This is a genomic window from Xanthomonas sp. NCPPB 1826 (genome assembly GCF_056725285.1).
Map to the genome: position 1 here is coordinate 666,215 of NZ_CM161521.1, position 24,155 is coordinate 690,369.

20 protein-coding genes are annotated in these 24,155 nt (G+C 67.8%); 8 read left to right on the forward strand and 12 right to left on the reverse strand.

Annotated elements, in window-relative coordinates; genetic code table 11:
• Positions 1 to 67 precede the first annotated feature (67 nt).
• The 3 genes from AC1PLA_RS02915 (at position 68) to AC1PLA_RS02925 (ending at position 3,497) form a co-directional block, all read left to right on the forward strand.
• A complete protein-coding gene (locus AC1PLA_RS02915; RefSeq protein ID WP_481105555.1) occupies positions 68 to 1,330 on the forward strand; it encodes a lipase family protein in 1,263 nt (420 codons plus the stop codon).
• 303 nt (positions 1,331 to 1,633) lie between these two features.
• Complete coding sequence (gene nudC, locus AC1PLA_RS02920) at positions 1,634 to 2,524, forward strand: NAD(+) diphosphatase (RefSeq protein WP_481105556.1); 891 nt, start codon at positions 1,634 to 1,636, stop codon at positions 2,522 to 2,524.
• Between the two features lie 79 nt (positions 2,525 to 2,603).
• Positions 2,604 to 3,497 carry a hypothetical protein gene (locus tag AC1PLA_RS02925; protein WP_481105557.1) on the forward strand — a complete coding sequence of 298 codons (894 nt, stop codon included), beginning with the start codon at positions 2,604 to 2,606 and terminating at the stop codon, positions 3,495 to 3,497.
• A 41-nt stretch (positions 3,498 to 3,538) separates the two neighbouring features.
• Here the strand turns inward: AC1PLA_RS02925 and AC1PLA_RS02930 are convergent, their stop codons facing one another.
• From AC1PLA_RS02930 to AC1PLA_RS02945, 4 genes are all read right to left on the reverse strand, one after another.
• Positions 3,539 to 3,949 carry a DUF2752 domain-containing protein gene (locus tag AC1PLA_RS02930; protein ID WP_104576671.1) on the reverse strand — a complete coding sequence of 137 codons (411 nt, stop codon included), beginning with the start codon at positions 3,947 to 3,949 and terminating at the stop codon, positions 3,539 to 3,541.
• The gene (locus AC1PLA_RS02935; protein ID WP_016902410.1) at positions 3,949 to 4,293 is read right to left on the reverse strand and encodes a CD225/dispanin family protein; all 345 of its coding nucleotides are present in this window, start codon (positions 4,291 to 4,293) and stop codon (positions 3,949 to 3,951) included. The genes AC1PLA_RS02930 and AC1PLA_RS02935 overlap by 1 nt, the downstream gene beginning before the upstream one ends.
• A gap of 241 nt (positions 4,294 to 4,534) precedes the next feature.
• Entirely contained in the window at positions 4,535 to 6,457 is a 1,923-nt protein-coding gene (locus AC1PLA_RS02940) for an MFS transporter (RefSeq protein ID WP_481105558.1), read from the reverse strand.
• A 67-nt stretch (positions 6,458 to 6,524) separates the two neighbouring features.
• A complete protein-coding gene (locus AC1PLA_RS02945; protein ID WP_104646848.1) occupies positions 6,525 to 7,427 on the reverse strand; it encodes a LysR family transcriptional regulator in 903 nt (300 codons plus the stop codon).
• 97 nt (positions 7,428 to 7,524) lie between these two features.
• Between AC1PLA_RS02945 and AC1PLA_RS02950 the strand changes: the two genes are divergently transcribed.
• A complete protein-coding gene (locus AC1PLA_RS02950; RefSeq protein WP_481105559.1) occupies positions 7,525 to 8,715 on the forward strand; it encodes an MFS transporter in 1,191 nt (396 codons plus the stop codon).
• A gap of 131 nt (positions 8,716 to 8,846) precedes the next feature.
• Here AC1PLA_RS02950 and yccS read toward each other — a convergent pair whose 3' ends face one another.
• The 4 genes from yccS to AC1PLA_RS02970 form a co-directional block, all read right to left on the reverse strand.
• Positions 8,847 to 11,060, reverse strand: a complete 2,214-nt coding sequence (gene yccS, locus AC1PLA_RS02955; RefSeq protein ID WP_481105560.1) for a YccS family putative transporter — start codon at positions 11,058 to 11,060, stop codon at positions 8,847 to 8,849.
• A 116-nt stretch (positions 11,061 to 11,176) separates the two neighbouring features.
• Positions 11,177 to 12,472 (reverse strand): phosphoribosylamine--glycine ligase, encoded by a 1,296-nt coding sequence (gene purD / locus AC1PLA_RS02960; RefSeq protein WP_481105561.1) that lies wholly within the window; start codon positions 12,470 to 12,472, stop codon positions 11,177 to 11,179.
• Positions 12,473 to 12,592: 120 nt separating this feature from the next.
• Positions 12,593 to 14,176 carry a bifunctional phosphoribosylaminoimidazolecarboxamide formyltransferase/IMP cyclohydrolase gene (gene purH, locus AC1PLA_RS02965; RefSeq protein ID WP_481105562.1) on the reverse strand — a complete coding sequence of 528 codons (1,584 nt, stop codon included), beginning with the start codon at positions 14,174 to 14,176 and terminating at the stop codon, positions 12,593 to 12,595.
• Positions 14,166 to 14,609: a hypothetical protein gene (locus tag AC1PLA_RS02970; protein WP_481105563.1), complete on the reverse strand. Its 444-nt coding sequence runs from the start codon at positions 14,607 to 14,609 to the stop codon at positions 14,166 to 14,168. The genes purH and AC1PLA_RS02970 overlap by 11 nt, the downstream gene beginning before the upstream one ends.
• Positions 14,610 to 14,651: 42 nt before the next feature.
• Between AC1PLA_RS02970 and AC1PLA_RS02975 the strand changes: the two genes are divergently transcribed.
• The 3 genes from AC1PLA_RS02975 (at position 14,652) to AC1PLA_RS02985 (ending at position 19,646) form a co-directional block, all read left to right on the forward strand.
• On the forward strand, positions 14,652 to 14,861 hold the full coding sequence (locus AC1PLA_RS02975) for a hypothetical protein (RefSeq protein ID WP_481105564.1): 210 nt from the start codon (positions 14,652 to 14,654) through the stop codon (positions 14,859 to 14,861).
• A gap of 27 nt (positions 14,862 to 14,888) precedes the next feature.
• Positions 14,889 to 15,203, forward strand: coding sequence for a hypothetical protein (locus tag AC1PLA_RS02980; protein ID WP_481105565.1), 315 nt, complete (start codon positions 14,889 to 14,891; stop codon positions 15,201 to 15,203).
• Between the two features lie 144 nt (positions 15,204 to 15,347).
• Positions 15,348 to 19,646: a beta strand repeat-containing protein gene (locus tag AC1PLA_RS02985; RefSeq protein WP_481105566.1), complete on the forward strand. Its 4,299-nt coding sequence runs from the start codon at positions 15,348 to 15,350 to the stop codon at positions 19,644 to 19,646.
• 323 nt (positions 19,647 to 19,969) lie between these two features.
• Here the strand turns inward: AC1PLA_RS02985 and fis are convergent, their stop codons facing one another.
• From fis to AC1PLA_RS03000, 3 genes are all read right to left on the reverse strand, one after another.
• Positions 19,970 to 20,242 (reverse strand): DNA-binding transcriptional regulator Fis, encoded by a 273-nt coding sequence (gene fis / locus AC1PLA_RS02990; RefSeq protein ID WP_002804983.1) that lies wholly within the window; start codon positions 20,240 to 20,242, stop codon positions 19,970 to 19,972.
• Between the two features lie 116 nt (positions 20,243 to 20,358).
• Positions 20,359 to 21,486 carry a DUF3426 domain-containing protein gene (locus AC1PLA_RS02995; RefSeq protein ID WP_166772703.1) on the reverse strand — a complete coding sequence of 376 codons (1,128 nt, stop codon included), beginning with the start codon at positions 21,484 to 21,486 and terminating at the stop codon, positions 20,359 to 20,361.
• Between the two features lie 362 nt (positions 21,487 to 21,848).
• On the reverse strand, positions 21,849 to 22,226 hold the full coding sequence (locus AC1PLA_RS03000) for a helix-turn-helix domain-containing protein (protein ID WP_016903361.1): 378 nt from the start codon (positions 22,224 to 22,226) through the stop codon (positions 21,849 to 21,851).
• Between the two features lie 147 nt (positions 22,227 to 22,373).
• On the opposite strand from AC1PLA_RS03000, the gene AC1PLA_RS03005 reads away from it, so the two are divergent.
• Positions 22,374 to 22,877: a hypothetical protein gene (locus AC1PLA_RS03005; protein WP_047126175.1), complete on the forward strand. Its 504-nt coding sequence runs from the start codon at positions 22,374 to 22,376 to the stop codon at positions 22,875 to 22,877.
• A 12-nt stretch (positions 22,878 to 22,889) separates the two neighbouring features.
• Here AC1PLA_RS03005 and prmA read toward each other — a convergent pair whose 3' ends face one another.
• A complete protein-coding gene (gene prmA, locus AC1PLA_RS03010; protein ID WP_166767820.1) occupies positions 22,890 to 23,810 on the reverse strand; it encodes a 50S ribosomal protein L11 methyltransferase in 921 nt (306 codons plus the stop codon).
• Positions 23,811 to 24,155 lie beyond the last annotated feature (345 nt).

Genomic DNA, 24,155 nt, shown 5'->3' on the forward strand with positions numbered 1-24,155 from the left:
ACGGATCTTGATCCTTCGACACGCCAGTCCCCTGCCCATTGCAGTCATCCACGAGAGACGCCTCACCATGTTGCAGATCAGATCCCGATCGACGCTGGGCCTGCTGGCCATGCTTGGTATCGCCAGCGCAGTGCTTGCATCCAGCGCGCAGGCATCGCCCGCACGCGGCAGCTTGCTCAGCAGCAATTTCCTGACCAGCTACACCCGTGATGCGATTGCCGCATTGCTCACCTCCGAGCCGCAGGCCGAACAGCCCAGATGCAATGTGCGCGTGGCCGAGTTCACCTATGCCACCGTCGGTGTCGATGGCGAACCGGCCACTGCGTCGGGCGTGGTGCTGATTCCAGGTGGCGAGCGTTGCAGCGGGCCGTATCCGTTGCTGGGCTGGGGGCGGTCGACAGCGACGATCCGCAATGAGGAACAGGCCAAGGACATCCGTGACGCCAAGGGCGACGACCCGCTGGTCACACGGCTGGCCAGCCAGGGCTATGTGGTGGTCAGCAGCGATTATCTGGGGCTCGGTCAATCCAGCTACGGCTTCCATCCCTACCTGCATAGCGCGACCGAGGCCAGTGCGACGATCGATGCCTTGCGCGCGGCACGCAGCGTGTTGCAGCGCTTGAAGACGCCGTTGTCCGGCAAGGTCATGCTGTCGGGGTATTCGCAAGGCGGCCATGCCGCACTGGCAACTCAGCGGGAGATCGAAGCGCATCTGTCCAGGGAGTTCCATCTGGTCGCCAGCGCGCCGATCTCCGGGCCCTACGCGCTGGAGCAGACCTTCGTGGACAGCTGGAGCGGGAGCAACGCGGTTGGCGAAAGCAGCTTCGGCATCATCCTGGGCAGCTACGCGATCGTCGCGATGCAGCACACGTATCGCAATATCTATCTGGCGGCCGGGCAGGTGTTCCAGGATCCGTGGGCGGCCCGGGTCGAGGCGCTGTTCCCCGGCAAGCTGGGCCTGACCGATCTGGTCCTGGGCGATACGCTGCCCGGGATCGATCAGCTCAAGGCGTACTTCCAGCCCGGGTTCTATCGCGACTTTGCCAGCAACCCCGGCAATCCGTTCCGCAAGGACCTGGCACGCAACGACCTGCTGGACTGGGCGCCGCAGACGCCGACGCTGCTATGCGGTTCGTCCAACGACGCCACCATCCCGCTGAAGAATGCGGTGACCGCGATTGCCGCTTTCAAGCATCGCGGCAGCACCCAGGCAGCGTTGGTCGACATCGGCAGTGGCGACCCCAACGACAACTCGGCGTTCGTGCATCTGACCACCAACGAACCGTGCATCGTCGCCGTGCGGCATCAACTGCTGGACAAGCAGCGCTGAGGCTGGGAGGGCGCGTCGCTGACAGCGCTGGATGATCGTTGCGTCAGGCATCGGCGCCGGATGTCTCACCCTGCGATGGAGCCTTGTCGCTGTCGCAGGCGACCAGGCTGAAGATGCCGGGATTCGGACCCGGATGGCTGCAACACCATGTCGATCGCACGTGGCCTGCTCTGCGATGTGACGCGCTCATGACCGCCCGGCGGGCGCCAGGCGGTGTCGACGTCTGAACGCGCGCCGCCGGCCGGGCCTGCATCGATGGTGCGCTGCTTGCGGGCGATGCCGATTATCGGCAGGCTTGCGCCGATGTCAGAGTCTTCTTTTTCAACCTCCGGTTTTGCCTTCACCCATGCGCCGCTGGATCGTGGCGATCTGTTGCGCGACGATCCAGCGGCGCTGGCGCGTCTGTGGCCGCAGGGCCGCGTGCTGCTGCTCGATGCCAAGGGCACTGCGCTGGCCGATGCGGATGGCCAGCCGCTGCTGATGGACGGTGCCGCGCTTGGCGACGGGCCGGACAGGGCGATCTTTCTTGGGCTGCGCGATGACGTCGGCTGGTTCTGCCTGCCATCCGATGTGCTCGGTGTGGAAGCGCCGCAGCGCATCGACCTGCGCCAGGCCGCCGCCGACTGGCCGGCAGACATATCCACTGCTTTTGCCTATGCGCGCGCAATGCTGCACTGGCAGTCGCGCACGCGTTTCTGCGGCGTCTGCGGCGGGGCGATCGCGTTCCGCCGTGCCGGCTTCATCGCCCATTGCACGCAATGTCAGACCGAGCATTACCCACGCGTGGACCCGGCGATCATCGTGGCGGTCAGCGATGGCGCGCGCTTGCTGCTGGGGCGGCAGGCAAGCTGGGCGCCGGGGCGTTATTCGGTGATTGCCGGCTTTGTCGAACCCGGCGAGTCGCTGGAGCAGACCGTGGCGCGCGAGGTGTTCGAGGAAACCCGCGTGCAGGTGCAGGACTGCCGCTACCTGGGCGCGCAACCGTGGCCGTTCCCCGGCGCGTTGATGTTGGGCTTCACCGCACGCGCTGCGGCAAGCGAGGTGCCACAGGTCACCGGTGAGCTGGAAGACGCGCGCTGGGTCAGCCATGCCGAGGTCACCGCGGCATTGGCCGGCGAAGGCCAGATCGGGCTGCCGCCGCGCATTTCCATCGCGCGGGCGCTGATCGAGCATTGGCATCGCGCGCATGGCTGAGCCGTGGCGGGCGCTGCAGCGCAGGCAGATCGGGTGCGCCTGCATCGGCTCGGCTAGACTCGGCTGAGGAGGCCCACCCATGTTCACCACCCTGGTTGCTGTCGTCGTCGCACTTGCGTTGGGCCACCTGGCGCCTGCCCAGGTGGCGCGGCTGCGGCGTTTCGAATGGTTCGGCCAGTGGCTGCGCCGGCTGGACAGCCATGCTGCCGGGCGCGGTGCGTGGCAGGGGCGCTATGGCGTGGTGCTGGCGCTGCTGCCGGCCTTGCTGGTGGTCGTGCTGCTGCAATGGCTGCTGGACGATGTCTGGCGCGGGTTTTGGGCCTTGCTGTTCGGCGTAGCGGTGCTGGCCTGGACCTGGGGGCCGCGCGATCTGGACCGCGATGTGGAAGCGGTGATCGACGCCGACGAACCGGGCGCGCGCCGCGATGCGATCGCACAGCTGCAGGCCGCCGGCGGCAGCGTGCACGAGGATGCGCCGTCACTGGTGGAAGCGGTGGTGGTCAACGGGTTGCGGCGCTGGTTCGCGGTGCTGTGGTGGTTTTTGCTGATGGGGCCGTTCGGTGCGGTGCTGTATCGGCTGACGGCGCTGGCGGTGGAAAGCCCGCTCTCGGTGCTGCTGCCGCCGCGCAACCTGGCCGGCGCGCGCTGGCTGCTGGCCGCGCTGGAATGGCCGGTGGCGCAGTTGATCACGGTGTCGATGGCGCTGGTGGGCAATTTCGACACGGTGTTCCGTGCCTGGCGTGAAGCGCATGGCAATCGGTGGTCGCTGGAGCCACATTTTCTCGGTGCGGTGGCGCGTGCCAGCGTCAGTGCCGAACTACGCGAGGAAGCGCACGACTACACCGATTCGGGGCTGGTGCCGGTCTGGCGCCGGCTGCCGGAGGTGCGCGATGCGATGAGCCTGGTCTGGCGCGTGCTGCTGCTGTGGATGGTGGTGCTGGCGTTGCTGGTGATTGCCGGCTGGGTGCGGTAGGCGCGCAGCCTGATTCCGATCGCGCGGCTGTTCGCGACCTGCTAACCCGGTGCCAGCAAGGTAAACGGGTACCAAGGCAGATTCCTGGCAACCCAATACGTCGGCAACGCCCATAACCAGAACTTCGGCTCGGACATCACTGCCACCACCGGTGCGAACCAGCGCGAGCGCCAGCCGGCTTTCCAGGCGATCAGGCCGGGCAGGGTGAACAGGCCGAGCACGGCGGCCGGGTTCATTGCGAAGGCCCCGGGCAGATCGAAGTGCACCAGCGCATACAACGCGCGGGTCATGCCGCAACCGGGGCAGTAGCAGCCGGTCACGGCACGGAACACGCAGGGCGGGAACGGGCTGTTGCTCGCGTTCGGATCGAAGCGATACAGCAGCGACACGCCGAAGGCGGCCACGCTGGTGGCCGCCCCGAGTCCAAGCCAGTGGCGTGGACGCAGTTCCATTACTGCATGTGCTGCAACTGCTGCATGTAGTCCATGTAGCCCTGCATGCCGCCGGTGGCGACCATGCCGATGTTGATCAGCAGGCCGATGACGGCCAGCACGCTGGTCACGATGCACCAGGTCTTGGCGGTGTTGGAGGCGCGACGTGCGCCGTCGATGTCGCCCTGGTTGAGCAGGCCGTTGACCTTGCTGGAGAACACGATCGCCACGATGCCGGTGATCAGGGCCGGGCAGCACAGGCAGAAGCCGAGCACGGTGGAGACGATCGCCCAGATCAGGTGATTGGGAATCGGGCCCGGTGCGGCGCTGGGCGAGGGATGGATCGGCGGTGGGATGGCACTCATGGTGAAGCTCCTTGGGTGGTAAACAACAGCGAGATGTTGCAGCGCGTGGGGAAGGCAGTGACGGGCCGCGCAGGCAGCGTCCACCGATCACGGCGAACGCGTCTGACACGGTGATGTGGCGTACGACGACTTCCCCCCGGTCCTTCTTGTCGCGCCCGCTAGGCGAGCGCGGCGGCAATGCGTGCAATGGCGCACAGGCTACTCGCGGCACGCGGCGGACGCAAAGCCCGCGCTGGCCCAGTCACGGCTGATCCTGGCGCAGTGCACGGACCTGCTGTTCGAGCAGCGCGGCGGTCGCCGCGTCGCCGGGAACCGCTGCACCGGCGGCCACTTCGATATGCGCGCGGATCCGGCGCGGAACGCGCATGCGGCCCAGGCGGGTGTCGCGGCGGCTCCACATGCTCGACCACATGCCACGCAGTGCCATCGGAATCACCGGCACCTGGCGGCGTTGCAGGATCTTTTCCACGCCGGACTTGAACGGTGCGATCTCGCCATCCCTGGTCAATGCGCCTTCGGGGAAGATGCACACCAGCTCGCCGTCGGCCAGCGCGGCATCGATACGGTCGAAGGCCTGCTGCATCAGCGCGGGGTCTTCGCGTGCGCCGGCGATCGGGATCGCCTTGGCGGTGCGGAAGATCCAGCGCATCACCGGGATGCGGAAGATCTTGTAGTACATGACAAAGCGCACCGGGCGCGGAATCACCGCCGACAGGATCAGCGCGTCCATGTAGCTGACGTGGTTGCAGACCAGCAACGCGGCGCCTTCGTCGGGCACGTGGCGGTCGATATCGCGCGTGCGCAGCCGGTACAGCACGCTCACCAGCACCCAGCTGAGAAAGCGCATCAGGAACTCGGGCACCAGGGTGAAGATCCACAGCGCCACCAGCGTATTGGCCAGCGCCAGGGCCAGGAACACCTGCGGAATGCTCAGGCCCGGCAGCGGAATGCGCACGCCGAACAGCACCAGCTGCGGCAGCTGCAGCGCAATGCCGATGACGGCGGCGGTGACGATGAACAACGAATTCTGGATGTTGAGCCCGGCGATCACGCGCGAGAGTTCGGCCTTGGGCGTGCGGCTCTGGATCAGCGCAAACAACGGCACCACGAACAAGCCGGTGAACAGGCCAATGCCGACCAGATCCACGATCAGGCGCACGCTGCCGGCCTGCTGCACGAACTGGCCGATCGACAGATCGCTGACGGGTGCAGCACCGGGACGCGCGAAGTACAGGTCCAGCAGAAATGCGCTGATGCCGAACGCGCCCAGCGGCACCAGGCCGATTTCCACGGTGCGCCCGGACAGCCGCTCGCACAGCAGCGAACCGACACCGGTGCCGATCGAAAACAGCGCCAGCGCGAACACATACAGATCCTGCTGGCCGCCAAGATTGACCTGCGCGTAGGTGGGCAACTGCGCGGTCAGCACGGTGCCGACGAACCAGAACCACGACACCCCGAGCACGGCGTTGCGCACCGCCGGCGTACGCCGGGTCAGGCGCATGATGGCGCGCGATTCGGGGATGGGGTTCCAGTTGATCTTCAGCTCGGGCGCGCCGGCATCGACCTTGGGCACCAGCCGCGCGACCAGGTTGCCGGTGACGGCAATCGCGATCACCGCGGTGGCCGCGGCAATCGGCCCGTGGCTGCCGGCGATCTGGAAGATCAGCCCGCCGAAGATCATGCCGCACAGGATCGAGATCGAGGTGCCCATCTCGACCAGGCCGTTGCCGCCGGTGAGTTCCTCCGGTTTCAGCACCGAGGGCAGGATCGAATATTTCACCGGCCCGAACAGCGTGGACTGCAGGCCGGTGCAGAACAGCGCGACCAGCAGGATCACCATGTTCTCGGTGACAAACCCCACCGCCGCCAGCGACATGATCGCAATCTCCATCGTGGTGGTGATCACGATGAGTTTCTGCTTCTCCAGCTTCTCGGCGATCTGCCCGGCCAGCGCGGAGAACAGGAAGTACGGCAGGATGAACAGTGCCGGCGCCAGATTGGTGTACAGCGTGCGCTGCGCCGCATCGATGCCCAGGTAGAACAACAGGCCGATAATGGCCTGCCGATAGACGTTGTCGTTGAACGCGCCCAACGCCTGCACGGCGAAGAACGGCAAGAAGCGGCGCTGCCTGAGCAGGGCGAACTGACTGTGACCGGACATGCAGTTTCCTTTGCGAACGCGCGCAGCCTAGCAGGCTTCCACGGCGCGCTGGTGCATGCAGACGCGCTCAGCGTGGCGCGCGTGCCGATGGCGCACGTCGCGCGACCTGGGCGCGCAGCAGCGCCATGAAGGCCCGTGCGGCCGGGGTGGGATCGGGCCGCCACACCGCATAGGTCAGAAAGCCGAAGCGCTCCTTCAGCGCAACCGTCACCACCCCGCGCATGGCCGTGGCCATGGTCTGCGGCACGATGCCCACGCCCAGGTCGGCGGCGACCAGTTCGCGCATCAGATCGGCATGGGTGACCTCGTATTGCTGGCGTTGCCGCAAGCCGGCCTGCGCGAAGGCCGCATCGACGATACCACGCACGCCGGCGCCGGCGATCAGCCCGGCCATCGGTTCGTCGTCCAGCTCGGCCAGCGCCACCCGCTTGCGCGTGGCGAAGCGATGGCTGGGCGCCACGATCAAGGCCAGGGCTTCCTCGTGCAGCAGCAGCCGCTGTTCCGGCACCGCGACCTGCGGGCCGACGCCGACCAGGGCCACATCCAGCCGGCCTTCGCCCAGGTCGTGCAGCAGGGCCTCGCTCATGGCGGTGCGCAGGTGCACGTCCACCCGCGCATGCGCGCTGCGAAAGGCGCGCAGCAGCGTCGGCAGCTGCACGGTGGTGAGTGAGGAGATCTGCCCCAGCGTGAGCCGACCGCGCACCGTGCCCAGGGCCTGGGCCATTTCCTCGTGCAGGCGCTCGGCCGCGCGCAAGGTGGCGCGGGCGTTGTGCAGAAACACCTCGCCGGCCGCGGTGGGCCGCACCTGGCGGGTGCCGCGCTCGAACAGGCGCGCACCGAGGGATTCCTCGATCTTGGCGACCTGGTGGCTGAGCGCCGATTGCACGGTGTTGCACCGGCGTGCGGCGGCGGTAAAGCCGCCTTCCTCGGCCACGGCCACGGCGAACTCCAGTTGGCGCAGGGTCAGCATGCGATCTCCAAACGCGATGGACACGGTGAAAACAATACATTGGAAAGATGCCGCGTCGCTGCCCACACTGCGCCCATTCCTACAGCAGGCACCTGCCATGACCGTCGAACCGATCGCCCACCCGCCATTGCCGCGCCGACTGGTGCTGCTGATGGCCGCCGCCACCGGACTGGCGGTGGCAAGCAACTACTACGCCCAGCCCTTGCTGGAGACGCTGGCGCAGGCGTTCGGGATCCAGGTGCGCAGTGCCGGGGCGGTGGTGACCGCCGCGCAGCTGGCCTATGCGGCGGGGCTGCTGTTGTTGGTGCCGCTGGGCGACCGGCTGGAGCGGCGCGGGCTGATCGTCGGCCTATTCGTGCTCAGTGCGCTGGGCATGCTGGTGAGCGCCGCCTCGCACAGTTTCGGCATGTTGCTGGCCGGCACGATCGTCACCGGTGCCAGCTCGGTGGCGGCGCAGATCCTGGTGCCGTTTGCCGCGACCCTGGCCGCCCCGCACGAGCGCGGGCGGGTGATCGGCACGGTGATGAGCGGCCTGTTGCTGGGCATTCTGCTGGCGCGCACCGCGGCCGGGGTGCTGGCCGGCGTTGGCGGCTGGCATACGGTGTACTGGATCGCCTCGGGCCTGCTGCTGGTCACCGCCTGGCTGCTGTGGCGCGGGCTGCCGCGGCATCCGGGCAATGCGCAGCTGTCGTATCCGCAGCTGGTGGGTTCGGTGCTGACGCTGCTACGCGACGATGCGGTGCTGCGCTCGCGTGCGGTGCTGGGCGGGCTGATCTTTGCCGGCTTCAGCATGTTCTGGACCACGCTGGCGTTCCTGTTGTCCGGGCCTGCGTATGGCTATGGCGCGGCGGTGATCGGGCTGTTCGGCCTGATCGGTGCGGCCGGCGCGCTGGCGGCCAACCGTTCCGGTCACTGGTCTGATCACGGCCATGGCGACCGCGTCAGCTGGGGCGGGCTGGTGATGCTGCTGCTGTCGTGGGGATTGCTGGCGTTTGCGCCGCAGTCGATCGCGCTGCTGATCGTCGGCGTGCTGCTGCTGGATATCGCGGTGCAAGGCGTGCACATCGCCAACCAGAGCGTTATCTACCAGCGTAATCCGAACGCGCGCAATCGCATCACCTCGGCCTACATCACCTGCTACTTCATCGGCGGTGCGGTGGGTTCCACGCTGGGCACGGCGGCGTATGCGCAGGCCGGCTGGAACGGTGTGGTGATCGGTGGGGCGGTGCTGGCGGTGGCGGCACTGGGCTGGGTGGGACTGAGCGTGGCGCGCAAGCACTGGAAGTAGGCGCGGCTGCCGGAACGGCGCCGCGGCCACCGGATCAAGTGGCCTGCGCGCGCATCGCGGTGCGTCGGCATCGCCGCTCACATCGATGCGGCAGTGGATGCGCGGCGCGCATGCGCACCGCCGACGACGCACTAGGCCTTGCTGGTCGCCAGGCGCGGTGCGCCCTCTGCCGGCGCGGTGGTGACCGCCACGGCAGCGGCACGCAGTTTGGACAGCAGCCGCAGGGTCAGTGCCAACTGGTCGCGCACCAGGCGCTGCTTGGGCGGCAGTTGCACGGCATGCTGCTCCAGCGCTTCGGCGGTGGCGATTTCCTGGCTTTCGTCGTGCGCCGGCAGCGGCTGGCGTTCGCGCAAGGCGGTGGCGATTTCGCCCAGCGCGCGCTGCAGGTAGTCGCCGGCCTGCGCGATGGCGGGATCGTGTTCGCCATCGAGCGCGGCGCGGTGCGCGCCGAGCGCAGACAGATAGCCGAGCAAGGTGTTGGACAGCGCCAGGAAGCGGAAACCGGCATCCAGGTTGCGCCGATAGCGGCCGGGTTCGCGCAGCATGTTGGACAGCGCCACCGACAACGCGGCATCGGCGTTGTGCATGTCGCGGCGCGCGATGCGGTAGGGCAGGTCGTCGCGCATGCCGCTGGCGTATTGCTCCAGCACCTGGGCCAGATAGCGCGCGCAGCTGGCCAGCACCGTGGCCATCACCTGGTTGAGGCGGCGGCCCTGCCAGTCCGGCAGGATCAGGAACGAGGCGGCCGCGGCGATCGCGCAACCGATCAGCGTGTCGATCAGGCGCGGCCAGATCAGCACGAAGCCATCGCCAAGCAGGTTGAAGCAGAACAGCGCCATCACGGTGATGCCGGCGGTGGCCAGCATGTAGCGATCGGTGCGGGTGATGAAGAAGACCAGCGCGGCGGCCAGCGCCAGCAGCAGCTGCACTTCGGTGCCGGGAAACAGCTGCATCAGTGCCCAGGTGGCGACCAGGCCGATCAGGGTGCCGGCGATGCGCTGCACCAGCCGCAGGCGGGTGGCGCCGTAATTGGGCCGGCACACGAAGGCGGTGGTGAGCAGGATCCAGTAGCCGTTGTCGGCATGGATGGACTGCATGATGGCGTAGCCGACCACCAGCGCGATGGCCATGCGCAGGCCGTGGCGGAACAGCACCGAGCCGGGCGTGAGTTGCTGCATCAGACGCGCCGCCATTTCGCGCAGGGTGTGCGGCGAGGAGTCGCGCAGGCGGGTGTCGAGGTTGTCGCTGGTGGAGTCGGATTGCGCAGCTTCCGACAGCTTGCGTTCGATGCTCTGCAGGTTGGTCACCAGCAATTCCAGCGCGCCGAGCAGACGCGCCAGTGCGGGGTCGGCACGCGCGTGCAGATAGTCCAGCGATTGCCGCAGGTCTTCGGTGGCCAGGCGGCTGTTGTCGCCGTAGTCGAACGGATGGCGCAGGCGGATCGCCTCGCCCAACGCGGCGCAGGCCTTGCCCTGCAGCGCGAGCAGGCGCTGGCAGCGGTACAGCACGTCGCTGTGGAAGAACGCGTCGGTCAGCGCTTCGTAGGGATAGTGCGAGGAGCTGGCGCGCTCGTGGAATTCCTGCGCCATGTAGTACAGCCGGAAATACAGGCCCGATTGCACGCCCGGCCGCCCCGAGCGACCGAAGCGGCTCATGATCGCGGTCTTGGCGGCGTTGAGCGCGCCGACCACCTTGGCGTTCTGCTCGGCCAGCGCCAGCCGGCGCGCGTGCAGGTCGCTCTGCCGCACCGGTTCGAACAGGTCGGCCTTGAGCTTGAGATAGCGGCCCAGCTCGAAGAACAGCCGCGACAGCCGCTCGCGCACCGGGCGATTGGCGAACAGCAGGGTCCACAGGATCGACAGCACGCCGTACCAGGTGGCGCCGATCAGCAGCAGCATCGCGCCATGCCAGGCGATCGACGGATCGTGGCTGCCGTGCTGGTCCATGCCGATCATGGCGTAGATCGACAAGGCCACGGTGGCCTGCGCGATCGAGGCGTAGCGCTCGCCCAGCGCGCCGAGCAGGGTCAACGAGAAGGTCGCCACCGCCATGCCGGTCACGAACGCCAGCGGATACGGAAACAGCAGCACCACCGACGCGGCGGCGGCGGCGAAACACAGCAGCGACAGCAGCACCGACTTGATGCGGCCCAGCCAGTTGTCGTCGGTCTCGGCGATGGCGCTGGCGATCGCGCCCAGGAACAGCGCCGGCACTGCGGTGAGCTGCTGCCAGTGCCAACACACCCCCATTGCTACTGCCAGCGCGATGAACACACGCAGGCCATAGCTGGCCTTTTCATGGGCCCACAGGCGGCTCAGGCGGGTTTCGAAGGAGGAAGTGGCCACAGTCTCTGCAAGGCAAGGTGCCCGGGCATTATTGCCGCAGGCACGCGCCATCGGGGTGGAGGGCGGCTAGTTCTTTGTCAGTAGCCGCGTTGTCGCAAGTGCCTGAGGCAAGCCGCTCAGGCCTGTGCACCCTGCTCGCGGGCGATCGCACGCCAGCCGATGTCGCTGCGCTGGAAGGCGCTGGCCCAGTGGATTGGCTGCAGGCCGGCATAGGCATTGCGCTGCGCCTCCAGCACGCTGTCGCCCAGCGCGGCAACGCACAGCACGCGGCCACCGGCACTGACCACCTCACCGTTTGCATTCAACGCGGTGCCGGCATGGAAGACCTTGGCGGTGGCCGGAACCGCGTCCAGCCCGCTGATGACCTCGCCGGTGATCGGGGCTTCGGGATACGGCCTGGCGGCGATGACCACGCCCAGCGACGGACGCGGGTCCCACTGCGCCTGCGTATTGTCGAGCTTGCCGTCGATGGCGGCGTCGAGCAGATCCACCAGGTCCGACTGCAGGCGCAGCATCACCGGCTGGGTTTCCGGGTCGCCGAAGCGCACGTTGAATTCGATCACCTTGGGCGCGCCGTGCGCGTCGATCATCAGCCCGGCGTACAGGAAACCGGTGAACGGCACGCCGTCGGCGATCATGCCTTGCACGGTCGGCTCGACCACCTCGCGCATCACCCGCGCGTGCACCTCGGGTGTGACCACCGGAGCCGGCGAATACGCGCCCATGCCGCCGGTATTGGGGCCGGTGTCACCATCGCCGACACGCTTGTGGTCCTGGCTGGTGGCCATCGGCAAAGCGTGGCTGCCGTCGACCATCGAGATGAAGCTGGCTTCCTCGCCATCGAGGAATTCCTCGATCACCACGCGCGCGCCGGCATCGCCGAACGCATTGCCCGAGAGCATGTCGCGCACCGCGTCTTCGGCCTCGCTCAGCGTCATCGCCACGATCACGCCCTTGCCGGCGGCCAGGCCGTCGGCCTTGACCACGATCGGTGCGCCTTTCTCACGCACGTAGGCCAGCGCGGCGTCCACCTCGGTGTGCACCGCGTAATACGCGGTGGGGATGCCATGGCGCGCCAGAAAATCCTTGGCGAAGGCCTTGCTGCCTTCCAGCTGCGCGGCCTTGGCGGTGGGCCCGAAGATGCGCAGGCCCAGCGCGTGGAAACGGTCGACCACGCCCAGCACCAGCGGCACTTCCGGGCCGACCACCGTGAGCGCCACAGCTTCGCGCTGCGCCAGCGCCAGCAGGCCATCCAGGTCGTCGACCTTGATCGCGACATTGCGGCACTTGGCTTCGGTCGCAGTGCCGGCATTGCCGGGTGCCACCAGCACCTCGCTCACGCGCGCAGACTGCGCGATCTTCCAGGCCAGGGCATGTTCACGGCCGCCGGAGCCGATGACGAGGATTTTCATGTAAGTGCCGAGATTGGGGAGTCGTGATTTGGGATTGGTTGAAGCAAGGCAGAGACCGGAAACAGGAGAGACCAGAGCGACGTTGCCACTCCCGAATCCCTACTCCCGAATCCCGGCACGTCAGTGCCTGAAATGCCGCACGCCGGTGAACACCATCGCGATGCCGTGTTCGTCGGCGGCGGCGATCACTTCGCCATCGCGCATCGAGCCGCCGGGCTGGATCACCGCCTGGATGCCGGCCGCCGCGGCGGCATCGATGCCGTCGCGGAACGGGAAGAACGCATCCGATGCCATCACCGAGCCGGCCACCGTGAGCTTGGCTTCCTCGGCCTTGAGCGCGGCGATCTTGGCGCTGACCACGCGGCTCATCTGCCCGGCGCCCACACCGATGGTGCGGTGGTCCTTGGCGTAGACAATCGCGTTGGACTTGACGTACTTGGCCACGCGCCAAGCGAACAGCAGATCGCCCAGTTCGGCCTCGCTGGGCGCGCGCTGGGTGACCACGCTCAACTCGCCCAGCGACATGCCGCGGTTGTCGGACGACTGCATCAGCAGGCCCGAGCCGATCCGCTTGGTGTCGTAGTTGTTGAGGCCGTTGCCGTGCGGGATCTTGAGCACGCGCACGTTGGCTTTCTTGGTGGCGTAGTCGAGCGCGCCCGGCTCATAGTCCGGCGCGATCAGCACCTCGACGAACTGGCGATCCAGGATGGCCTTGGCGGTCGCCGCGTCGAGGGTCTTGTTGAAGGCCAGGATGCCGCCGAAGGCGCTGGTCGGGTCGGTCGCATAGGCCAGCTCGTAGGCATCGCCGCAGGCCGCGCCCACCGCCACACCGCAGGGGTTGGCGTGCTTGACGATCACGCAGGCCGGCGCATGGAACTGGCGCACGCATTCCCACGCCGCGTCGGCATCGGCCAGGTTGTTGTAGCTCAGTTCCTTGCCCTGCAATTGCTGGAAGGTAGCCAGCGTGCCCGGCACCGGATACAGGTCGCGATAGAACGCACCGGCCTGGTGCGGGTTCTCGCCGTAGCGCAGGTCCATCACCTTGACGAAGTTGGAATTGATCTGCGCCGGGAACGGGCTGCGCGTGGGCACGTTTTCGGTGCTGTCGGCCACCGCCGACAGGTAGTTGCTGATTGCCGCGTCGTACTGCGCCACGCGGTTGAACGCGGCCACCGACAGCGCAAAGCGCCTGGCCGCCGAGAGCTGGCCGTCGTTGGCCTCCAGTTCGGCCAGCAGCTCGGCGTACTGCGCCGGGTCGGTGGCCACCGCCACGCGGGCGAAGTTCTTCGCCGCCGAGCGCAGCATCGCCGGGCCGCCGATATCGATGTTTTCCACCGCATCGGCCAGCGTGCAGTCGGCCTTGGCGGTCACCGATTCGAACGGATACAGGTTCAGCACCAGCAGGTCGATCGGCACGATGCCGTGTTCGGCCATCACCGCTTCGTCGATGCCGGCGCGGCCGAGCAGGCCGCCGTGCACCAGCGGGTGCAGGGTCTTGACGCGGCCGTCCATCATCTCCGGGAAACCGGTCAGCTCGGCGACGTCGGTGACCGGCAGGCCCGCCTCGCGGATCGCCTTGGCGGTGCCGCCGGTGGACAGCAGCGCGACGTTGCGCGCTGCCAGCGCGCGGGCCAGATCGATCAGGCCGGTCTTGTCGGAAACGGAGAGCAGGGCCCGGCGCACGGGCAGGAGATCAGAGGCCATCGGTGGGGGATATCAAAGCGGGGCAGCCCATATTGTAGGCCGCGCCGGCGCTTGAATGGACCCGTGCGCCCGCAATGGCGTCGATCCATGCGCCGAAAAGGCGCTGCCAGGCGCTGCTGCGGCTGATGGCGGGCGCGCTGTCGCGCGGCGGCATCAGCGCCACCGGCTCGCTCACGCCAGCGGTGGCGTTGCTGGTGGCCGCCGCGGCATCCGCTGTGGCCGGGCATGTACGTGTGACCCACCTCGGCGCAAGACTTGCAGCGGCGCCGAGCACCGGGATGGCGAGGACGCCGCGGTGCGGGCAGAGGGTGCCAGGGCTTTGATCGTGATGTGATGCGTCGCAACGCTCGATGCGTTCGATGCTGCGGCGGCGATTGCATCTGCAGGCCGCCAGTCGCAAAAGTTTCTGATGCCTGCACGTGTTGCTGCGCACGTTGCCTGACTGCAGTTACCGCTTCGGGCAATCCTTCGCAGGATGAAACTGCCAACGGTGCAGCGTCTGAACGCGACGATGGATCACTTGCAAGCAATAACGCAGTTCTCATTTAAAGCCTCGCACGGCATTGCTACGGTGCGTGGCTGCATGCCTGCGCGTGGCGATGGCATTCCATTGTCAGTCCGGAAATCTTTCGAGACGGGATTTGATGGCTGCGCAAAACTCTTTTTGGTTCCGGTCGTGCACTGACGAACACAATCCGGAGCCGGTCGCAGATTGATCAAAAAGACCTGTTTTCGGGCGCGCAACGCATGCCTGTTCTTCGGTAATGCGCACCTGTCTTCTGCTACGGCGACAGTTACCAGCGACGGGCTGACCGACGATCTGTGCTCGCTGATCGATTCACTCAACCGGTTCACCAGCAACGACGCTTTCGGCGAGGCGTCCCGTCGCTACTTGCTGCAACGGCTGTCGCGCAGGAGCCAGCCTTGCCATCACTCCCCGCTGCGTCTTGCCGTCACGGCCGTCCATGACCCTGCGATTCAAGCAAGACACCGCAGCGCGCGTGCGCCTTGTGGCGTTCGTCGATGACCAACCCTCGCAGTGCCGGTACTGCCCTTGCCAATGGGCCGATCCGTCTCGCCTTCACGGCGGGACGCTCCGCACCCGTTCGTCGGCCAGGGCATGCATGCCGGTTTGCGCAGCTGCTCGGAACATCCCTATGAGATCACCCTTATGAATCGCGAAAAAGTCCTGGCATTACGCACCTGCACCAACAACATGTCCGATCACTGCGGGCTGATCTGGCCGCAGTCGGGCAGTGTCGAATGCCGGCATTGGCAACCCACCATCAAGCAGGAAAACGGCCTGACCGGCCTGTTGTGGGGACAGGGAACCAATGCGCATCTGAACATGCATGCCGATGCGCATTGGGTGGTCTGCATGGTCGATACCGCCGACATCATCTGGCTGGGCGAGGAGGGCATGATCAAGTTTCCCAGGGCCGAGGTGGTCTACGCCGGCAGCAGTGCCGGTGCCATGCAGTGCATTGCCGCGGGCATTGCGCAGCACGCGCCGCCCCAGCCGGAGCCGCCGGCAACGCCGGTCATTGCCGCGGATTTCATTCCCAAGGCAGCGCAGGCGCAATTCACCGCACCGCTCGTCGAAAGCGCTGCGCATTCCACCGCGCCAATGCCGGTTGCGACCCACGGCATCGATCCACAAACCGCACAAGCTACAGCTGCGATCCTGCGCACACGCGAAATCGCCACCTATGGCAGCACGCTCACCGGCGCCGATCAGAGCCAGCTGATCGCAGGCTATGGAAGTACCGAAACCGCGGGTAACGGCAGCGAGTTGATCGCCGGCTATGGCAGCACCGGCGTGGCCGGATCCGACAGCACCATCGTCGCAGGCTACGGCAGTTCCCAGACCGCAGGCGGCGGCAGCACACTGACGGCCGGCTATGGCAGCACCCAGACCGCGCGCCATGGCAGCGATCTGACTGCAGGTTACGGCAGCACGGAAACCGCGGGTGCAGACAGCTCGCTGATCGCCGGCTATGGCAGCACACAAACCTCCGGCGGCGACAGCTCGTTGACTGCCGGTTACGGCAGCACCCAGACCGCGCAGAACGGCAGCGACCTCACCGCCGGCTACGGCAGCACCAGCACCGCAGGCACCGACAGCTCGTTGATTGCCGGCTATGGCAGCACCCAGACCTCGGGCGGAGAAAGCTCGCTGACCGCCGGCTATGGCAGCACGCAGACCGCGCAGGACGGCAGTGACCTCACCGCCGGCTACGGCAGCACCGGCACCGCAGGTGCAGACAGCTCCCTGATTGCCGGTTATGGCAGCACGCAGACCTCGGGCAACGACAGCTCGCTGACGGCAGGCTACGGCAGTACGCAAACCGCCCGCACCGGCAGCGACCTCACCGCGGGTTACGGCAGTACCTCCACCGCCGGTGCGGACAGCACGCTGATCGCCGGTTATGGCAGTACCCAGACCTCCGGCGGCGACAGCTCGCTCACCGCCGGCTACGGCAGCACGCAGACCGCGCGCAAAGGCAGCGATCTGACCGCCGGCTACGGCAGCACCGCAACCGCCGGCGCGGACAGCACGCTGATCGCCGGTTATGGCAGCACCCAGACCTCCGGTGGCGAAAGCTCGCTTACCGCCGGCTACGGCAGTACGCAGACTGCACGCAAGGGCAGCGACCTGACCGCCGGCTATGGCAGCACCTCGACGGCCGGTGGCGACAGCACCTTGATTGCAGGGTACGGCAGCACGCAAACCTCTGGCGGTGACAGTTCACTCACCGCCGGCTACGGCAGTACGCAGACCGCGCGCAGCGGCAGCGACCTGACCACCGGCTACGGCAGTACCTCCACCGCCGGCGCCGACAGCACGCTGGTCGCCGGCTATGGCAGCACGCAGACGTCCGGTGGTGCAAGTTCGCTCACCGCCGGCTACGGCAGCACGCAAACGGCGCGCAGCGGCAGCGACCTGACCACCGGCTACGGCAGTACCTCCACCGCCGGCGCTGACAGCACCTTGATCGCCGGCTATGGCAGCACACAGACCTCGGGCGGCGACAGCTCGCTGACCGCCGGCTACGGCAGCACGCAGACCGCACGCAGCGGCAGCGACCTGACCACCGGCTACGGTAGTACCTCCACCGCTGGCGCCGATAGCACGCTGATCGCCGGTTACGGCAGCACCCAGACCTCGGGCGGTGACAGTTCGCTCACTGCGGGCTACGGCAGCACGCAAACCGCCCGCAAGGGCAGCGACCTGACCACCGGTTACGGCAGTACCTCCACGGCCGGTGGCGACAGCACCTTGATTGCAGGGTACGGCAGCACGCAAACCTCTGGCGGTGACAGCTCACTCACCGCTGGCTACGGCAGTACGCAGACCGCGCGCAGCGGTAGCGACCTGACCACCGGCTACGGCAGTACCTCCACCGCTGGCGCCGACAGCACCTTGATTGCAGGGTACGGCAGTACGCAAACCTCTGGCGGTGACAGTTCGCTCACCGCCGGCTATGGCAGCACGCAGACCGCGCGCAAGGGCAGCGACCTCACCACCGGTTACGGCAGCACGTCGACAGCTGGTGCCGACAGCACGCTGATTGCCGGTTATGGCAGTACGCAAACCTCCGGTGGCGACAGTTCCCTGACGGCGGGATACGGCAGCACGCAGACTGCCCGGAAAGGCAGTGACCTCACTGCCGGCTACGGCAGCACCTCCACCGCCGGTTCGGACAGTTCATTGATCGCCGGCTATGGCAGCACGCAGACGGCCGGCTTCAAGAGCATCCTGACCACCGGCTATGGCAGCACCCAGACCGCGCAAGAGGGCAGCATGCTCACTGCCGGCTATGGCAGTTCTTCCACCGCAGGCTCGGACAGCTCGCTGATCGCCGGCTGTGGCAGCACGCAGACCGCCGGCTTCAAGAGCATCCTCACCGCCGGCTACGGCAGCACGCAAACCGCGCAGGAGCGCAGCACGCTCACCACCGGTTACGGCAGCACCTCGACGGCAGGGCATGACAGTACGCTGATTGCCGGCTACGGCAGTACGCAGACCGCCGGCTACAAGAGCATTCTCACCACTGGCTATGGCAGTACCCAGACCGCGCAGGAAGGCAGTTCGCTGATCGCCGGCTACGGCAGTTCCTCCATGGCCGGCCCGGACAGCTCGCTGATCGCAGGGTATGGCAGTACCCAGACCGCCGGTTACGACAGCTCATTGACCGCCGGTTACGGCAGTACCCAGACCGCGCAGAGCAGCAGCTGGTTGATCACCGGTTACGGCAGTACCTCCACCGCCAGCTTCCAAAGCTCGTTGATTGCCGGCTATGGCAGCACGCAGACGGCCGGTTACGAAAGCACCCTGACCGCCGGCTACGGCAGTACCCAGACCGCGCAGGAAATCAGCTGGCTCACCACTGGTTACGGCAGTACGCAAACCGCCGGCCATGGCAGCATCCTGACCGCCGGTTACGGCAGCAATTCCACCGCCGGCTACGAAAGTACCCTGATTTCCGGCTATGGCAGCACGCAGACCGCCGGTTACGAAAGCACCCTGACGGCCGGTTACGGCAGCACGCTGACCGCGCTGGAAAACAGCTCGCTCACCGCCGGCTACGGAAGTACCGAAATCGCCGGGTTTTCTAGCACCCTGATCGCCGGTTACGGCAGCAGCCAGACCGCCGGTGGCGACAGCACGCTGACCGCAGGCTATGGCAGCACCCTGACCGCGCAGGACAACAGCTCGTTGACCGCAGGCTACGGCAGCACCGAAATCGCCGGGCAGGACAGCTCGCTGATTGCCGGCTATGGCAGCAGCTTGACCAGCGGCGTGCGCAGCTATCTGACCGCCGGCTACGGCAGCAACCAGATCGCCAGCTATGGCAGCTCGCTGATCGCAGGACACGAAAGTACCCAGATTGCCGGTCACCGCAGCATGCTGATTGCCGGCAAGCTGAGTTCGCAGACGGCCGGCTCGCGCAGCACGTTGATCGCCGGCATGGGCAGCGTGCAGACCGCGGGCGACCGCAGCAAGCTGATCGCCGGCGCCGACAGCACCCAGATCGCTGGCGATCGCAGCAAGTTGCTGGCCGGCAGCAATAGCTTCCTCACCGCCGGGGACCGCAGCAGGCTCACCGCCGGCGATGACTGCACGCTGATGGCGGGCGACCGCAGCAAGTTGACCGCCGGCAAGAACAGCATCCTGACGGCGGGCGCCAACAGCAGATTGATCGGCAGCCTGGGCTCCACCCTGACCGGTGGCGAAGACTCGGTGCTGATCTTTCGCTGCTGGGACGGCAAGCGCTACACCAACATCATCGCCAAGACCGGGGAAGAGGGCGTCGAGGCCGACACCGCCTATCAGATCGATGACGACAAGAACGTGGTGGAGAAGTTCGACGATCCGTTCGACACGCTCGCCACCATCGTGCCGGACCATGGCGGCGGCCCGTCCCCGGCAGCGGATCATGCAGCGGTGACGCAATTGCCGAACTGAGCAGGCAACTTGCCCAGGCGATCGGCATCGCCGATCCAGCACTACAGCCAACCGCCGGATCCCCGGCGGTTGGCCCGATCAGGTGAAGAGCGCGCGCGAGCAGGGCACGCTGGGCGCGACAGAAGTATTGCGCCGACGCGTGGGATCAAGAGCGAACACTTTGGGCAGCCCGCCCCGACATCAACATGCTGCGCATTCCACAACACGCAACGAGATCGTCCATCGGCCGCGTCATCACCAAGCGTGCCAGCGCAGCGCATTACCAGCCCGCAGCACACCCCAACGCTCTAACGATTCCCCAATCCCGATTCCCCAATCCCGGCTTACGTCAGCCCGTACTCTTTCAGCTTCTTGCGCAGCGTGGCGCGGTGAATGCCCAGCATCGCCGCCGCGCGGCTCTGGTTGCCTTCGCAGTGGTTGAGCACTTCCACGAACAACGGGATCTCCATCTCGCGCAGCACGATTTCGTACACGTCGTCGGCGTCGCTGCCGTCCAGGTCGCGCAGGTAACGGCGGACGGACTGGGCCACGTGTTCGCGCAGCGGCGACTTCGGGGCGCCACGACTGGTGTCAGGACGAGAGGGGGCTGCGTTCAAAGGAGGTTTCCCAGTGTCACGAAGCCGGGACGCGTGGCCGGCGAGGGGGAGTGAGTCTAGCGCGTGACCTCCCCGCTCGCCACGCCCGTGTGGCGGTGGGCGCAGGTCGGGTCCGCTCAGCGGAAGTCGAAACTGAAAGCGGCCGTGCTCGCGGCCGGTTCGCGCACCCGAAACGCCACCTGGACCGCCTGGCCCGGCGCGAGCGTGTCCTGCGCCGCCGGCGGCTGGCCCAGATACTCCTGCGGCGCCAGCACACGCGTGCCGATCACCCGCCCGTCGGCGTCGGACAGCGACAGCTGCAGCCACGGCCAGGCCTGCGCCCAGCGTGCCTCGTTGCGGAAGCTGGCCTGGATCTGCAGCACGCCCGGCACCCCGGGCAGCGGCCGCACCTCGCGATTGAGCAAGGTCAGTGCGCCCGGCTCGCGCCAGGCCGGCAGGGTGCAGCGCGCCACCGTGCAGGCGGCGCTGACCAGCGGGCGCCAGCGCGCATCGGCGGCCAGCTGCGCACGGTCGGCGATGACGATCTGCAAGGCCAGCAGGCCGACCAGCCCGACCAGCAACGCCCACTGGCGGCCGCTGGCGCGCAGCCGTGGCCGGCCCAGCCCGCGCCGTGCGAATGCAGGCGCGGCCTGGGCTGGCAGTGGCTGGAACTGGGCGGGCGCCGCTGCGCCGGCAGCGTCCGCGTCGTTGCCGCCTGGCTCGGCGTCCGTGTCCGGAGCGGTGCCGGGTGCTGGCGGGGCGGCCAGGTCGGAAGCGGGGGCAGACGCGGTGCCGTGCTCACGCTGCCGGGCTGTGCCTGCCACGTCGGCGGCCGCCACGCCGCGCGGATGCACGGTGGCCGGCTGTGCAGCGGCAGTGCCGGCGAGCCCGGCGTGGGTGTCGCCGCGGCCGGCCGCTGTGTCTTCGGCAGGATCGTCGGGCAGCTGGGGCGTGGTCGTCGTGGTCCACGCCAGCCGGTCCGGCTCGGCGGTGTCTACCGCGGTCTGGCCGGCATCGCCAGGCGGCGGCAGGATGTCCACCGGCACGGAGTCGCTGTGCGGCGCAGTCGCCGGTGGCGCAGATGGTGGCGGGACGATCGGCGCCGCCGGGGCGGCCACCGGCTCGGCCAATGGTGCCGGCACCGGCGGCGCGTGCAGCGGCGCGTCGGCCGCGCGCACCACCGGGGTCGGGATCAGCGACGGGGCAGCCGGCGTCGCACGCAGGAACGTGGCCAGGGGGCGGCGCGGTGGCGGAGTCTCGGACATCGGCAGGCGTGCAGCGGGAAGAGCCCTATTCAACCACGCGCACGCCAATGGGCGAACCCGGGCGCGTCATGCGTGCGGCACGCAGCCGCAAGCGCAGATGCCGCTTCCATCGACTGCAGGGTACGCATCCCGTTGGTTGGCCAACCGTCGCGCCGCTGTGACCACCCTGCCGCAGCTCGAACCGGCCGCAGCCCTAAGCCACATTCCAGCAAAGGCAGCATTCCAACCAATAAGCAAACGCAACGACCGGCGCCACGTCATCCAAATCCGACTGAGCCAGCTACCACTCCGAGCTTGCCTTACAAACGAAGCCCCAAGCAGCCTGCCCCCGATTCCCGATTCCCGATTCCCGATTCCCCAACTCAACGCCGACGCCGCGTCTTGCTCTCGGCCAGCAACAGATCGAGCAGGCCGCTGCGCTGGCGCGGCGCCAGCGTGTCGAAGCGGTTCAGCAGCACGCGTTGCTGCTCGTCCAGATGGCGATACTGCGCGGGTTCTTCGGCGATCGTCGGCACCGGTGGGCCGAAGGTGCGCTCGCCGCGACCGGTGGCCAGGTATTCGAACGCCATGCCGCTGCGCCTGGCCAGGCCGATCAGGTTGTCCACCGAGGGCGCGGTGCCTTCGGCCATCTCCCATTGCGCCACCGCGCTACGGGTCACGCCCAGCTCGCCGGCCAGGCCTTCCTGGGTCAGCTTGGTCAGGGCGCGGGCTTCGCGGACGCGTTCGTACAACTTGCTCACACGGCACCGTGAGTGGGGAACGGGCCGGGAGATATAGCCCTAGCAGCAATCAGGGATAGTTCGTATACCTTTCATATGCCGATATGTTTGCGATACTGTCCGGGCGTCAATGACGACGGGATCACAGCGAACTCAAGGAGGACATCCATGGTCGAGCCAGCCGCTCCCAAATCCGCCCGTTCCACCACGTCGGCAACGCCGCCCGCCGCGCCACCACCAGCCGCATGGCCGGCACATTCGCCGCTTGATCCGGCGATCACCCGCTTTCGGGGCGCGCCGTGTTACCAGGTCTGGCAGCGCCAGGACGCGTGGACCGCGGTGGCCGACGGCACGCAGTGGTCGGCCGGGCTGGCGCCGCGGTGGTGGGCGCTGCGCCAGCGGCACTGGCGGCTGCTGGCGTTCAGTGTGGGTTTGCTGGCGCTGGCCGGCGGCCTGGCCAGCCTGGGCCCGCGGACGTGGTCGCTGCCGGCCTGGGTGGCGTTGCTGCTGGCCGAGCTGGGCCTGCGCGTGCAGCTGGCCCGGCAGGCCGGGCCGTGGCGCAACGCGGCGCTGCGGCGTGCCGGCTGGCAGGCGGTGACCCGCCTGCGCGCCATCAGCGTGGCCGATGCGGTGACCACCGCGCAGATCCGCGCCGGCCGGCCACACCGCTGACCCGACGCGGCGTCAGCGGCGGCGCACGCCGTCGATGCGCATCCAGTCTTCGTCGCGTTCGCAGCGCAGTTGCTCGAACCAGGGCGCGTAGCGCTGCAGCAGTTCCTCTTCCTGACCATGCAGGATGCCCGACAGCGCAATCCGTCCGCCCGGTGCCACGCGCGCGGACAAGGTGTCGGCCAGCGCATCCAGCGCCGAGGCCAGGATGTTGGCGACCACCACCGGATAGGTCTGCACTGGCTCGTCCTGCGGCAGGTACACCGCCAGCTGCGCCTGCAAGGCATTGCGCTCGGCATTGTCGGCAGTGGCCAGCAGCGCCTGCGGGTCGTTGTCCACGCCCACCGCGCTGGCGGCGCCCAGCTTCAGCGCGGCGACGGCGAGAATGCCCGAGCCGCAGCCGAAATCCAGCACGCTGCGGCCCTGCAGCTCGCCGCTGCCGGCCAGGCTGTCCAGCCAGCGCAGGCATAGCGCGGTGGTCTGGTGCGTGCCCGAGCCGAACGCCAGGCCCGGATCCAGACGGATCACCGCGGCGTCGGGCGCCTGCGCGGCCTCGGGCAGCGCGTGATTCCACGGCACGATGAAGGTGCGCGCGCCGAACTGCATCGGCTTGAACTGATCCATCCAGGCGCGTTCCCAGTCGCTGTCGTCGACCGTGCGGAACGCGACCTGGCTCCAGTCCAGCCCGGGGTCGAACGCTTCCAGCGCCGCGAGCAGTACCAGCGCATCGCTGTCGCCGTCGAACAGCGCGTTCAGCACCATGGTGTTCCACAGCGGCGTTTCGCCGACGCCGGGCTCGAGAATGGCGCGCTCGTTGCTGGTGTCGGCATTGGCGTCGAGCAGCGTCACCGCCAGCGCGCCGATGTCGTCCAGCGCATTCTGGTAACGGGGCTGGGTGGCGTCGGAGCAGGGCAGGGTCAGTTCAAGAAACGGCATCGTGGCGGTCGGGCAATTCGAAAGCTTGCATCGTAGACCATTCATGCCAGCGGGCTCCTGCGCGACGGGGGCCGGATAGGCAGGCGCACCGCGTACGCGATACCGCGGATGCCGTCGCCTGATCGGTGCACTCAGCGCATGCAGCGCGGTGGCGCCGGCCGCTGCCGGCGCAGCACGCGGGCGCGCCGGCAACCAAATGCCCGCTGCGCGCCACCCACGCCACACCCGCGCAGATCACCGTCCTCATGCAATGCATCGTCCGCCGTTTGCATCGGCAGCGTCCGCTTGCGCGCCAGCGCGCGCGGATGCGGGTGCTAGACTCCGCGCCGTCGCTGCGGGGCTTTC

Bases quoted from the DNA above. Each gene is read 5' to 3' on its own strand.
- AC1PLA_RS02915 (WP_481105555.1), top strand. From the start codon at position 68: ATGTTGCAGATCAGATCCCGATCGACGCTGGGCCTGCTGGCCATGCTT.
- nudC (WP_481105556.1), top strand. From the start codon at position 1,634: ATGTCAGAGTCTTCTTTTTCAACCTCCGGTTTTGCCTTCACCCATGCG.
- AC1PLA_RS02925 (WP_481105557.1), top strand. From the start codon at position 2,604: ATGTTCACCACCCTGGTTGCTGTCGTCGTCGCACTTGCGTTGGGCCAC.
- AC1PLA_RS02930 (WP_104576671.1), bottom strand. From the start codon at position 3,949: ATGGAACTGCGTCCACGCCACTGGCTTGGACTCGGGGCGGCCACCAGC.
- AC1PLA_RS02935 (WP_016902410.1), bottom strand. From the start codon at position 4,293: ATGAGTGCCATCCCACCGCCGATCCATCCCTCGCCCAGCGCCGCACCG.
- AC1PLA_RS02940 (WP_481105558.1), bottom strand. From the start codon at position 6,457: ATGTCCGGTCACAGTCAGTTCGCCCTGCTCAGGCAGCGCCGCTTCTTG.
- AC1PLA_RS02945 (WP_104646848.1), bottom strand. From the start codon at position 7,427: ATGCTGACCCTGCGCCAACTGGAGTTCGCCGTGGCCGTGGCCGAGGAA.
- AC1PLA_RS02950 (WP_481105559.1), top strand. From the start codon at position 7,525: ATGACCGTCGAACCGATCGCCCACCCGCCATTGCCGCGCCGACTGGTG.
- purD (WP_481105561.1), bottom strand. From the start codon at position 12,472: ATGAAAATCCTCGTCATCGGCTCCGGCGGCCGTGAACATGCCCTGGCC.
- purH (WP_481105562.1), bottom strand. From the start codon at position 14,176: ATGGCCTCTGATCTCCTGCCCGTGCGCCGGGCCCTGCTCTCCGTTTCC.
- AC1PLA_RS02975 (WP_481105564.1), top strand. From the start codon at position 14,652: ATGAAACTGCCAACGGTGCAGCGTCTGAACGCGACGATGGATCACTTG.
- AC1PLA_RS02985 (WP_481105566.1), top strand. From the start codon at position 15,348: ATGAATCGCGAAAAAGTCCTGGCATTACGCACCTGCACCAACAACATG.
- AC1PLA_RS02995 (WP_166772703.1), bottom strand. From the start codon at position 21,486: ATGTCCGAGACTCCGCCACCGCGCCGCCCCCTGGCCACGTTCCTGCGT.
- AC1PLA_RS03005 (WP_047126175.1), top strand. From the start codon at position 22,374: ATGGTCGAGCCAGCCGCTCCCAAATCCGCCCGTTCCACCACGTCGGCA.
- prmA (WP_166767820.1), bottom strand. From the start codon at position 23,810: ATGCCGTTTCTTGAACTGACCCTGCCCTGCTCCGACGCCACCCAGCCC.